Genomic DNA, 11,839 nt, shown 5'->3' with positions numbered 1-11,839 from the left:
CTTCATACGAAATTAACAAACAGCGCCGCCCAGGCGGCGCTGTTCCAATTAATTACTCTCTTCCAGCAATTGGCGCAGCGAACCGCCCCCCGCACGCGGCCAGTCACCGACGTAGCGCACATCATCCACTACCCAGCAGGTGCCTTCGCGGATCATCAACACTTCGTCCTGCCATTTGCGGTCACCACGGGTTAAATCGACGCGCAGCGGAATATTGCGTGCATCGCGATTTGGGATACTGGAGGCACTTGCCACCTCGGCAGCAGTCGGACCCTGGGCCAGGCTGGAGAACAGGTCGCCAGTGCGCCAGTCGGCGGGTTTATTGCTCAGCCCGTTAGCCTGCAACAGTTTCTGATATAGACGATCGCTGAGATAAGGGCGGTATTTTGCCAGCGTCGAATTATCCGGCAATCCCTGCAATGGCTGGCTGACGCGTAAATCGTAGAACTGCTGAGCTACACTGTCCGGACCGCCATCGACGCAGGCCGCGGTTCGCGGACCATTATCCTTAATCACTGGCTCAACGGTGGTGCAGGCGCTGAGCAGCAGAGCAGCGGGAACAAGCAGCGCAAAGGCTTTGTTTCTCATCTCTATTTCCTTGTTGTTCACTGGCAAAGGACCATTTTTAGCATAAAGTATAGCCTTGCATTTACGCCGTACGAGCTAAAGGAGAGAGCAATGGCGTTTCGTTTGCTGCGTGGTGGGCTGTTGCTGGGGTTATTGTTGCTGAGCGGCTGCCAGTCAACCCTTGAAGCGCGCCACGGTTATTGGGTCGATACCGCGCATCCGGCGCAGGGCGCCAGGCCGCGTATCAAAGTTGTGGTGATCCATTACACTGCGGAAGATTTTCCTTCCTCGCTGGCGACGCTCACCGATCGTGAGGTCAGCGCCCATTATCTGATTCCGGCACAACCGCCGCAGCACCGGAGGCAGGGCGTCGTCTGGCAACTGGTGCCGGAAAGCCAGCTGGCGTGGCATGCCGGGCCGAGTTTTTGGCGCGGAGCCACACGGATCAATGACACCTCAATTGGTATTGAGCTGGTGAACAGCGGTTATCAGCGTACCCTGACGGGGCTGCACTGGCAGCCGTTTACCCCGACGCAAATCGCGGCGCTGGAGGCGTTAGTCAAAGACATCAGCGCGCGTTACGACATCCCAGCGGAAAATGTGGTGGGGCATAGCGATATCGCGCCGCAACGCAAACAGGATCCGGGGCCGTTGTTTCCCTGGCGGCAGCTGGCGCTGGCGGGGTTAGGCGCCTGGCCTGATGACGCAACGGTACAACGTTATCTGGGTAACGAGGCGGCAGATGCACCGGTTGATCAGGATGAATTGCTGGATGCTCTGCAACGCTATGGTTATGACGTTGCAGCGGCGAGTACTCCAGCGATGCAGCGTAAGGTTATTACGGCGTTTCAGATGCATTTCAGGCCACGGGATTACCGTGGCCTGGCGGATGCGGAGACGCTGGCGATTGCCCGCGCCCTGCTGGCGAAATACGGCGCGGCGCAATAGCGCCGTTCCGTCATGCCTGTTGCAGGAATGCCTGCCAGTGTGCGACCAGTTGGGTGAGGTCCTCACGACTGACATCCAGATGGGTCACGATACGCGTTACCGGACCGACGCTAATCAACACATCACGTGCGCTCAGCCATGCTTTCAACCCGTCAATCTGCTGCGCGGGCACCTTAACAAACAACATGTTGGTCTGCTGACTCACTACTGCCACACCGAGACTCTTCAGCTGTTCACCAAGCCAGGCGGCGTTGTCGTGATCCTGCTGCAAACGCGTCACGTTATGTTGCAGGGCATATAAGCCCGCCGCAGCCAGAATGCCTGCCTGACGCATTCCACCACCCACCATTTTACGCCAGCGGCGCGCCTGTTCGATGTAGGCTGCCGGGCCGCACAGCAGCGAACCCACTGGCGTACCCAGGCCTTTGGACAGACAGATGGTCAGGGTATCGCAGTAGCGGGCAATGCCTTCCAGCGTGGTATTTTGCGCCACCACGGCGTTAAAAATACGTGCGCCATCGATATGCAACGCCAGCTGGTGCTGACGCGTGAATTGATATGCCTGTTCCAGATAGCCGATCGGCAACACTTTACCGTGATGGGTGTTTTCCAGGCTGAGCAGACGGGTGCGCGCAAAGTGGATGTCGTCCGGTTTAATCGCGGCAGCCACATCAGCCAGCGGCAGAGTGCCGTCTTCTGCGGCAAGGATCGGCTGCGGCTGAATGCTGCCCAGCACGGCGGCGCCACCGGCTTCATATTTGTAGTTATGTGCCTGCTGCCCAACGATATATTCATCGCCACGCTGACAATGGCTCAGCAGCGCCACCAGGTTGGCCTGGGTGCCGGTGGGGAAGAACAACGCTGCTTCTTTGCCGCTCATACAGGCGGCTTCGGCTTCCAGCGCATTGACGGTGGGATCGTCACGGTAGACATCATCACCAGTTTCGGCAGCCATCATGGCGTCGAGCATGGCGGAACTTGGGCGGGTTACGGTATCACTGCGTAAATCGATCACGTCGCTCTCCTGAAAGAAAAAGCGGGCTGAGCGCCCGCATCGCATTTTTTTGCCTGTCCCGTTTTACCTCAGCCAGTTGGTTTTCGCCAGCTCCACGATCTCATCGCCGCGGCCATTCAGAATCGCCCGCAGCATATACAGGCTGAAGCCTTTGGCTTGTTCCAGTTTGATTTGTGGCGGGATGGCCAGTTCTTCTTTGGCGGTAATCACGTCCAGCAGCACCGGGCCGTCGTGGGCGAACGCCTGCTCCAGCGCGTTATCCAGCTCCGAAGCCTTTTCGACCCGAATGCCTTTAATGCCGCAGGCGGTGGCGATGGCAGCGAAATCCGGGTTCTCCAGTTCGGTGCCATCGGTCAGATAACCCCCGGCTTTCATCTCCATCGCCACAAAGCCCAGCACGCTATTATTGAAAATCACCAGCTTCACCGGCAGCTTGAGTTGCGCCACCGAGATGAAATCGCCCATCAGCATACTGAAACCGCCATCGCCACACAGCGCCACCACCTGACGATTACGATCGATCGCCTGCGCCCCCAGCGCCTGCGGCATGGCATTGGCCATCGAACCGTGGTTGAACGAACCGAGCAGCCGCCGCTTACCGTTCATCTTCAGATAACGCGCTGCCCATACGGTCGGGGTGCCGACATCGCAGGTAAAGATGGCATCGTCAGCAGCGAAATGGCTGATTTGCTGCGCCAGGTATTGCGGATGAATCGCCTGTTTATCATTGGCGCTGGCCAGCTCGTCCAGCCCTTTGCGCGCTTCTGCATAATGTTCCAGCGCACTATCAAGATGGTGGCGATCGCTCTTGCTGCTGAGCTGTGGCAGCAATGCCTGCAATGTCGCTTTGATATCGCCCACCAGCGCCATATCGACGTGGCTGTGCGCGCCGAGGCTGGCAGGATTGATATCAATCTGAATGATGTTGGCGGAAGCGGGATAGAACGGTCGATAAGGGAATTGTGTCCCGAGCAGCACCAGAGTGCTGGCATTCATCATGGCGTGAAAACCGGATGAAAAACCAATCAGGCCGGTCATGCCGACATCGTAGGGATTGTCATACTCAATATGTTCTTTGCCACGCATCGCATGCACCACCGGCGCTTTCAGCGTCTCAGCCAGCTTCACCACTTCAGTATGTGCGCCAGCACAACCGCTGCCGCACAGCAGGGTAATGTTTTTGGCCTCGTTCAGCGTGGCGGCCAGACGGCTGATTTCACTGGCGGAGGGCAGCACCTGCGGCAGCTGCGGTGGATACCACTCGGCGCGTGCGCCTTCTGGTGCCGGTTTGAGTGCTACATCGCCCGGCAACACCACCACCGACACGCCACGATTCAGAATCGCTTTGCGCATCGCGATGCCCAGCACCTGCGGCAACTGCTCCGGGTTCGACACCAGTTCGCAATAATGGCTGCATTCGCGGAACAACTCCTGCGGATGGGTTTCCTGGAAGTAGCCGCTGCCAATCTCGCTGGAAGGGATATGGGCGGCGATCGCCAGCACAGGTACGTGGTTACGATGGCAATCAAACAGGCCGTTGATCAGGTGCAAGTTGCCCGGCCCACAGGAACCGGCACAAACGGCCAGCTCGCCGGTAATTTGCGCTTCGGCACCCGCGGCAAAGGCGGCGACCTCCTCGTGACGCGTGGGCATCCATTTAATGGTGCCCATACGATTGAGGCTATCGTTTAATCCATTCAGTGAATCACCGGTAACGCCCCAGATGCGCTTCACACCTGCATTTTCCAGCGTTTTCGCCAGCAGCGCCGCAACAGTTTGCTTCATCGAACACTCCTTTCCGGGAATTTAACGTCAGTGAGAAAGGGTAGACGATGGAATCCGGGCGTAGCCGTGAAAAAATGCGCTACGCCGCAGGGGAAGGGATCAGGCTGAGAACAGGGCGATCAGGATCGGTGCCAGCAGGCTCATGATAAAGCCATGCACAATAGCGGCCGGGACAATTTCCATCCCGCCTGCGCGTTGCAGAATCGGCAGGGTAAAATCCATCGAGGTGGCGCCGCTCAGCCCTAATGCGGTACAGCGATGGCGGGTGACCAGCAGCGGGATCAGCATGATGGCAAATAATTCACGCAGCAGATCATTGAAGAAAGCAGCACTGCCCATCACCGGGCCGAAGGCTTCCGTCATCAGGATGCCGGAGAGGGAGTACCAGCCGAAACCGCTCGCCAGTGCCAGCCCGGTTTTCAGCGGCAGGCCGAGCAGCGTGGCAGCCAGTGCGCCGCCTGCCAGCGCGCTTACCAGTGAGACCGCCGCCACCAGCATGCCACGGCGATTCAGCATCACCTGGCGCAGTGTCATGCCGCTGCCGCGTAACTGAATGCCCACCAGAAACAGCATCAGGATCAGCGCGTACTCGCTGGCGGTGGCGGCGTGTCGCAACGGCGAGGCATGGGTCAGGCCCAGCAGAAAACCGGCCGCTACGGTCGCGCACAGCTTCACCGATTCCAGCGCCATCTGCCAGCGGGAGGGCAGCGTTTGTGGACGATGGTTGTGTTGCCACGGGTAGCGTTTTTCCAGCAGCCACAGTGCGCCCAGCGAGCAGGCGAGAATACACAACATGCTGATCAACGCGGTGTGGAAGATGGTCAGCAGATTGCTGCCGAGGTTGTCGAGAAACGCCAGGCTTACCCCCATCAAAAACAGAATCAGGTAAACGATATTACCGAGCAGACGGTTGACCGACTTCAGCAAACGCGGGCTATGGAACGGCAGCAACCAGCCGATAATCAGCGGCAGCAGGATAATGATCAGTCCGGTATACATCATGAGGCAGTTCGTCCCTGAGAAAAGAGGCGTCACGCTAACCAAAAACATCTGAAGTGTAAACCTTTTCCCCGCCAGATAACTTGACCAACGTAACGCGGGCGACCATGCTCAGGCAAAGAAGAGGAAGAACGCTGCGATGATTCTGGAACATATCGATATTCATGGTTTTCGTGGGATTAATCAGCTCTCGTTACCGCTGACCACCACCAATCTGCTGATCGGGGAAAATGCCTGGGGTAAATCGAGCCTGCTCGATGCGCTCACGTTACTGCTGGCACCCGCGACCGAATCCTATTTATTCACCGAACATGATTTCCATTTTCCCCCCGGCGACCTTGAAGCGCGTATGCATCAGCTTCAACTGGTGTTCCGCTTTCGTGCCGAAAATCATGAAGACGAACCTTTACTGGAGCCCTTCTGGCAGCGTGATAACGCCGGGCGTTACATCAGCTTCAGCGCACGCGGCAAGCGCAGGGAGCAGGGGGTAAAAACCACCCACCGCTTTATCGATGCCCAGGGGGATGTGCTGCCGCTGGAAGGGACGGCACAGGCGCTGGCCCATTTGCGTACCTGGTACCCGGTGTTGCGCGTGCGCGATGCCCGTTTTAGCCGGCGGGCGCGTCAGACAGAAAACGATCCGGCGCGGCGCGCCAGCACTATGAGTGAACTGGCGCTGGAAGTGGATAAACTGACGCGCGATTTGGTCGCGCGGCCGCAAATGCTCAGCGACGAATTGCTACGCCAGGGGTTGCACACCATGCAGCAATTGCTGGAACACTATTTTCTGGTGCAACAACCGGGGGGCAGTGTGGCGCGGGTGGCACCAGAGGTCCGGGACGGCAGCGAGGGCTGGCGTTCGCTGGATCAGCTCAATCATCTTATCGCTGGTACCGAATCACGTAGCCGTCAGGTGATTTTGTTGCGTATGTTCTCCCTGCTGATTCAGGCGCATGGTAGCGCCCCTTTGCCGCCGGGGGCGCGGCCGCTGTTGCTGGTGGAAGACCCGGAAACCCGTCTGCATCCCATCATGCTGGCGGTGGCGTGGAATTTGCTGGATCTGATGCCGGTACAAAAGATTGCCACCACCAACTCGGGTGAACTTCTGTCGCAGGTGCCGGTGGAGCATGTGTGTCGTCTGGTACGTGAGCCGAGCCGGGTTTGCTGCCTGGCGCATTGGTCCGGAAGGGTTAAGCGCCGAGGAGAGCCGTCGCATTGGTTTCCACATTCGCGTCAATCGTCCGTCGGCCCTGTTTGCCCGCTGCTGGTTGCTGGTGGAAGGGGAGACCGAGGTGTGGATCATTAACGAACTGGCGCGTCAGCGCGGTCATCACTTTGCCGCTGAAGGGGTCAAAGTGATTGAGTTTGCCCAGTCGGGACTGAAACCTCTGCTGAAATTCGCCCGGCGTATGGGCATCGCCTGGCATGTGCTGACTGACGGCGACGATGCCGGTAAGAAGTATGCCGCCACCGCGCGTAGCCAGTTACAGCCGCACGAACATGAAAACGATCATCTGACACAATTACCCGCGCTGGATATTGAGAATTTCTTCTATAAGCAGGGATTTAGTGATGTCTATCATCAGGTGGCGCACCTGCCGTTAAACGTACCGATGAATGCCAGGCGTATTATAACCAAAGCCATTCATCACAGTTCGAAGCCGGAACTGGCGATTGCCATAGCCCTGGCCGCCGCTGAACGTGGGCCCGGGGCGGTTCCGCCACTGCTGGATACGTTGTTCTCGCGGGTGATGTGGCTGGCGCGTGGTAAGGCCGATTGATTTTATAGAAAAATCTTGCCGCCAAAGGACGTAAAATTCTCAAAAGAAAAATGCCAGCATCACTGGCTGGCATTTTTTTTCGGGAGTGGTCAGAATGGATGAAGAAGCGCAGGGTTATGCCTGGACCGATGTTTCCACCGGCACGATCAAACTGGCATGGTTGCCTTTCGGCCCTTCATGGACATCGAACTGAACCTGCTGGCCGGCTTTCAGCGTTCTGTATCCCTCCATCTGAATCGTGGAGTAGTGTGCGAAGATATCGTCGCCGCCGCCAATCGGACAGATAAAACCGAAGCCTTTGGCGTTGTTGAACCATTTAACAGTACCCGTCTCCATGCTTTTACTTCCCTCGCAAGACATTTTGATAAGTAGGTGAGGTCATTGAAGCTGTGAGTCGAGCTTGTTTAAAACTCAATCAGCTTGTGTAAGTAGAATGTAGAGAAACGGTCCTTATCGTCAAGCAAACGACCCGAGCGCGCAGGGGGAAATTCATCAAAATTTGAGGCAGTTAACGCTATTGCAAATTTTGTGATACAGGTCGCGCATGCGCTTTCAGGTCCAGTTTTTCATGAGGGAAAAGTGGCTTGACAGGCATGTTAAACTTTAGGTGTGGGCGCAGAATTGCGCGCAACCGTAACGCAGAATTTCGACGGAACATTATGGCAAACACAAACGACTGGCTTAACTTTGAGCATCTGGCCGAAGACAAAGTACGCGAAGGGTTAAAGCCGCCTTCGATGTATAAAGTCATTCTGAATAATGACGATTATACACCTATGGAATTTGTTATTGACGTTCTGCAAAAGTTCTTTTCTTATGATGTTGAACGTGCAACGCAACTGATGTTGAAAGTTCACTACCAGGGAAAGGCAATCTGTGGTGTATTTACTGCAGAAGTGGCGGAAACCAAAGTTGCCCAGGTGAACAATTACGCACGAGATAATGAACATCCGTTGCTGTGTACGCTGGAAAAAGCCTGAAACCGTCTCCATATAGGGGAAAGGTCGTCAGAGCGATAATTGGGGGAGGTGCCTAATGCTCAATCAAGAACTGGAACTCAGTTTAAACATGGCTTTCGCCAGAGCGCGTGAGCACCGTCATGAGTTTATGACCGTCGAGCATCTGTTGCTGGCTCTGCTCAGCAACCCGTCGGCCAGAGAGGCACTGGAAGCCTGTACGGTGGATATAGTGGCTCTGCGGCAGGAACTCGAAGCCTTCATCGAACAAACCACACCGGTGTTGCCCACCAGTGAAGAGGAGCGTGATACCCAACCAACGCTCAGCTTCCAGCGTGTGCTGCAGCGTGCGGTTTTCCATGTCCAGTCATCCGGGCGCAGTGAAGTTTCTGGCGCAAACGTGCTGGTCGCCATCTTCAGCGAGCAGGAGTCGCAAGCGGCTTACCTGTTGCGCAAACATGAAGTGAGCCGCCTCGATGTGGTGAACTTTATCTCCCACGGTACGCGTAAAGACGAGCCTGGTCAGGCACAGAATACGGAAAATCCGGTTAACGAAGAGCAGGCAGGCGGGGAGGAACGTATGGAAAACTTCACCACCAATCTTAATCAGCTTGCTCGCGTCGGCGGGATCGACCCGTTGATCGGCCGCGAGAAAGAGCTGGAGCGTGCCATTCAGGTCTTGTGCCGTCGCCGTAAGAATAACCCGCTGCTGGTGGGTGAATCGGGCGTAGGTAAGACCGCCATCGCAGAAGGCCTCGCCTGGCGTATTGTGCAGGGCGATGTGCCGGAAGTGATGAAAGATTGCACCATCTACTCGCTGGATATCGGTTCACTGCTGGCAGGCACCAAGTATCGTGGTGACTTTGAAAAACGTTTCAAAGCGCTGCTGAAACAGCTGGAGCAGGATAACAGCAGCATTCTGTTCATCGACGAAATCCACACCATTATCGGTGCGGGTGCGGCGTCGGGTGGCCAGGTGGATGCGGCAAACCTGATTAAGCCATTGCTTTCCAGCGGTAAAATCCGCGTGATGGGTTCCACAACCTATCAGGAATTCAGCAATATCTTCGAGAAAGACCGGGCGCTGGCGCGTCGTTTCCAGAAAATCGACATCACTGAACCGTCGGTGGAAGAAACGGTGCAGATCCTCAATGGTCTGAAACCGAAATACGAAGCGCACCATGATGTCCGTTACACTGCCAAAGCGGTACGTGCGGCGGTGGAGCTGGCGGTGAAATACATCAACGATCGTCATCTGCCCGATAAGGCGATTGATGTGATTGATGAAGCCGGTGCACGTGCGCGTCTGGTTCCAGCCAGCAAACGTAAAAAAACCGTCAATGTGTCTGACATCGAAACGGTGGTAGCACGTATCGCTCGTATTCCGGAACAAAGCGTTTCGGCGACCGATCGCGATACGCTGAAAAACCTTGGCGATCGTCTGAAAATGCTGGTGTTTGGTCAGGACAATGCGATTGAAGCTCTGACTGAAGCCATCAAGATGAGCCGTGCAGGCCTCGGCCAGGATCGTAAACCGGTTGGTTCTTTCCTGTTTGCCGGTCCAACCGGTGTCGGTAAAACCGAGGTGACGGTGCAGCTGGCGAAAGCGCTGGGCATTGAGTTGCTGCGTTTTGATATGTCGGAATATATGGAACGTCATACGGTGAGCCGTCTGATCGGTGCGCCTCCGGGGTATGTGGGCTTTGACCAGGGGGGCTTGCTCACCGATGCGGTGATCAAACATCCGCACGCTGTGGTGCTGCTCGATGAAATCGAGAAAGCTCACCCGGATGTGTTCAACCTGCTGCTGCAGGTGATGGACAACGGCATGCTGACGGATAACAACGGCCGTAAAGCGGATTTCCGAAACGTGGTGCTGGTGATGACCACTAACGCCGGTGTGCGTGAGACTGAACGTAAGTCGATTGGCCTGATTCAGCAGGACAACAGCACCGACGCGATGGAAGAGATCAAAAAAATCTTCACGCCGGAGTTCCGTAACCGTCTCGACAACATTATCTGGTTCCGTCACCTGTCTGCGGAGGTGATTCATCAGGTGGTGGATAAATTTATTGTCGAGTTGCAGGCACAGCTGGATGCGAAAGGCGTGTCGCTGGAAGTTAGCGATGATGCGCGTGACTGGCTGGCTGAGAAAGGGTATGACAAAGCGATGGGCGCGCGTCCGATGGCGCGTACCGTGCAGGAAAACCTGAAAAAACCGCTCGCCAACGAACTGCTGTTTGGTTCACTGGTGGATGGGGGTTCAGTGTCCGTCGCGCTGGATAAAGAGAAAAACCAGCTGACCTACCATTTCCTCAGTGCGGAAAAACGTAAAACCGAAGGGACTGTGCATTAATCAGGTTGTGGTTAAACCCTTTGTATAGTCTTAGAAGCCCTGGTGCATTGCACCGGGGTTTTTTTTATCGTTACCAAATGAAAAAGGCCGGATGCGAATCCGGCCTTTTATCGCGTTCAGAAAACGCGTGAGATGAGTAGCGTCTTAGCGACTACGGAAGACAATGCGGCCTTTGCTCAGGTCGTACGGGGTCAACTCGACAGTCACTTTGTCGCCCGTCAGGATGCGGATGTAGTTTTTGCGCATTTTACCGGAGATATGAGCGGTAACCACGTGCCCGTTTTCAAGTTCTACGCGGAACATGGTGTTAGGTAACGTATCCAGTACGGTACCTTGCATTTCAATATTGTCTTCTTTGGCCATCGAATCCTCTGGGTGAACTACCAAACTGTTGAACCGGCAAGATAATGCCGAATTCCATGATTTATGTAAAGAAACGTTGGTGATTTTGCCAACACTTCGCCGTGCGTCGCGCCAATGCGCGTGCATTACGGATTAAATTCGGGTGTTTTTGACGTCTGCGGGGGATTAGCGGGCTAAGAATCTGTAGCAATCGGCATCGGGCGCACAACTGAAACAGCTTCGGGAAAACAGTCACTTTCCCAGCCTGGCAATTCCGGCTCGCCACAGCGAAGCGCGGACGACATACCAAACTCGCTTATTATATCACTTTTGCCGCGTATTGTGTGCAAAACATCTGCGCGGGCCGTCAAAAAAGGGTTTGTGTTTGCCAGCAACCGGGTAAAACCGGTTGCCACGCCAGTGTTTGTACATACTGCAAATAATCGACACGCGGAATTTCGACTGCACCTAAAGAGGCAGTGTGGGGATTGAGTACCTGGCAATCAATCAGCCGTCCGTTGTGGCCGAGAAAGTGCTGGCTGAAGACCCACAGCGCGGTTTTTGAGGCATTTTCTTCACGGCTAAACATCGACTCGCCACAAAAAATCTGGCCCAGTGCCAGACCATATAATCCCCCAACCAGCCGTTGTTCATGCCATACCTCGACCGAATGGGCATGGCCCAGTTCATACAAGCGCAGCCAGGCACGCTTCACCTCGAAAGTGATCCAGGTACCTTCCTGACGATGACTGGCGCAGCCTTCCAGTACCTGGGCGAACGCCTGATTCATGGTGACGCGATAGGGGGAGCTACGGTGAAAACGCGCCATGCTGCGACTGAGGTGGAAAGATTCCGGCAACATAATGGCGCGGGGATCGGGCGACCACCAGAGAATCGGATCGCCCGGTGAGAACCAGGGAAAAATGCCACGCTGGTACGCATTCATCAAACGGGCAGGGGAAAGATCTCCACCCATCGCCAGCAAGCCGTTCGGCTCACGTAGCGCCATTTCCGGAGGCGGAAAATGCAGCGAATCGCGTGACAGTTGTACCAGTCTCATTGCGTTAATTACCCTTACGGCAGTTCGCTA

General features: G+C 55.7%; 10 protein-coding genes and 1 pseudogene. 4 read left to right on the top strand and 7 right to left on the bottom strand.

Features of this window, described 5'->3' with window-relative positions:
• Window positions 1-48: 48 nt before the first annotated feature.
• Complete coding sequence (locus tag PW844_RS01945) at window positions 49-588, bottom strand: lipoprotein (RefSeq protein ID WP_299446413.1); 540 nt, start codon at window positions 586-588, stop codon at window positions 49-51.
• Window positions 589-690: 102 nt separating this feature from the next.
• Here PW844_RS01945 and PW844_RS01940 point away from each other — a divergent pair, with 102 nt between their 5' ends.
• The gene (locus PW844_RS01940) at window positions 691-1,515 is read left to right on the top strand and encodes an N-acetylmuramoyl-L-alanine amidase (RefSeq protein ID WP_299446792.1); all 825 of its coding nucleotides are present in this window, start codon (window positions 691-693) and stop codon (window positions 1,513-1,515) included.
• Window positions 1,516-1,525: 10 nt separating this feature from the next.
• Here the strand turns inward: PW844_RS01940 and ltaE are convergent, their stop codons facing one another.
• From ltaE to PW844_RS01925, 3 genes are all read right to left on the bottom strand, one after another.
• Window positions 1,526-2,530, bottom strand: coding sequence for a low-specificity L-threonine aldolase (gene ltaE / locus PW844_RS01935; RefSeq protein WP_299446410.1), 1,005 nt, complete (start codon window positions 2,528-2,530; stop codon window positions 1,526-1,528).
• A gap of 63 nt (window positions 2,531-2,593) precedes the next feature.
• Window positions 2,594-4,315, bottom strand: a complete 1,722-nt coding sequence (gene poxB, locus PW844_RS01930) for a ubiquinone-dependent pyruvate dehydrogenase (protein WP_299446407.1) — start codon at window positions 4,313-4,315, stop codon at window positions 2,594-2,596.
• 99 nt (window positions 4,316-4,414) lie between these two features.
• Window positions 4,415-5,314, bottom strand: coding sequence for a lysine exporter LysO family protein (locus PW844_RS01925; RefSeq protein ID WP_299446789.1), 900 nt, complete (start codon window positions 5,312-5,314; stop codon window positions 4,415-4,417).
• Window positions 5,315-5,453: 139 nt separating this feature from the next.
• Between PW844_RS01925 and PW844_RS01920 the strand changes: the two are divergent.
• Window positions 5,454-7,095: pseudogene (locus PW844_RS01920) on the top strand (DUF2813 domain-containing protein).
• A 114-nt stretch (window positions 7,096-7,209) separates the two neighbouring features.
• Here PW844_RS01920 and cspD read toward each other — a convergent pair.
• Entirely contained in the window at window positions 7,210-7,431 is a 222-nt protein-coding gene (cspD, locus tag PW844_RS01910; protein ID WP_084873687.1) for a cold shock-like protein CspD, read from the bottom strand.
• 323 nt (window positions 7,432-7,754) lie between these two features.
• Between cspD and clpS the strand changes: the two genes are divergently transcribed.
• Both clpS and clpA read left to right on the top strand, forming a co-directional pair.
• Window positions 7,755-8,075, top strand: a complete 321-nt coding sequence (clpS, locus tag PW844_RS01905; protein ID WP_021182586.1) for an ATP-dependent Clp protease adapter ClpS — start codon at window positions 7,755-7,757, stop codon at window positions 8,073-8,075.
• Window positions 8,076-8,130: 55 nt separating this feature from the next.
• Window positions 8,131-10,407, top strand: a complete 2,277-nt coding sequence (gene clpA, locus PW844_RS01900; RefSeq protein ID WP_084873688.1) for an ATP-dependent Clp protease ATP-binding subunit ClpA — start codon at window positions 8,131-8,133, stop codon at window positions 10,405-10,407.
• A 144-nt stretch (window positions 10,408-10,551) separates the two neighbouring features.
• Here clpA and infA read toward each other — a convergent pair whose 3' ends face one another.
• Window positions 10,552-10,770, bottom strand: a complete 219-nt coding sequence (gene infA, locus PW844_RS01895; protein ID WP_002211347.1) for a translation initiation factor IF-1 — start codon at window positions 10,768-10,770, stop codon at window positions 10,552-10,554.
• A 346-nt stretch (window positions 10,771-11,116) separates the two neighbouring features.
• Window positions 11,117-11,809, bottom strand: a complete 693-nt coding sequence (gene aat / locus PW844_RS01890) for a leucyl/phenylalanyl-tRNA--protein transferase (RefSeq protein ID WP_299446230.1) — start codon at window positions 11,807-11,809, stop codon at window positions 11,117-11,119.
• Between the last annotated feature and the right edge of the window lie 30 nt (window positions 11,810-11,839).

The sequence above is a fragment of the Pantoea sp. genome (genome assembly GCF_028283705.1).
Lineage (GTDB): Bacteria > Pseudomonadota > Gammaproteobacteria > Enterobacterales > Enterobacteriaceae > Pantoea.
The sequence above is the reverse complement of the archived record's forward strand: the minus strand, read 5'-3'. Positions and strand labels throughout refer to the sequence as shown.